Annotated in this window: 1 protein-coding gene; it reads left to right on the top strand. The window is 61.9% G+C overall.

Going from position 1 to position 412, the window contains the following annotated elements; translation table 11 throughout:
- Positions 1 to 412, top strand: a 412-nt coding sequence (locus FEF26_RS15580; protein ID WP_208012971.1) for a transposase, incomplete at both ends; no start/stop codon positions are given.

Below are 412 nucleotides of genomic sequence, written 5' to 3'. Positions count from 1 at the left end.
CGAACACTGCTGCTGATCACATCACCGTGATCGACCAAGCCATCGAAGCCCTGCCTGCTCATGTACGTCCCGGCGCTGAAGCCGGTCCTGGTGTGCTGGTGCGCAGCGACAGTGCTGGGGCTTCCCACGCTTTCGCTGATCACTGCCGGGAACTGAAGGTGGAGTTCTCTTTCGGCTACTTCCTGACCCAGCCCGTTCAGCAGGTCGTTGATCAGATTCCGGCTCAGTTGTGGCAGGCAGCGATCAACACCGACAGTTCCATCCGGGAGGGGGCGTGGGTGGTAGATGCTACCGACCATGTGAACATCAAAAGCTGGCCCGCCGGCACCCGCCTGATCCTGCGGAAGGAGCGGCCACATCCTGGCGCCCAGTTGTCCTTCACTGATGCTGACGGGCACCGGGTCACCGCGTT

Source organism: Nesterenkonia salmonea, from assembly GCF_005771525.1.
In the GTDB taxonomy this organism is placed as follows: Bacteria; Actinomycetota; Actinomycetes; order Actinomycetales; family Micrococcaceae; genus Nesterenkonia; species Nesterenkonia salmonea.
This window is presented reverse-complemented; position numbering and strand designations above follow the sequence as displayed.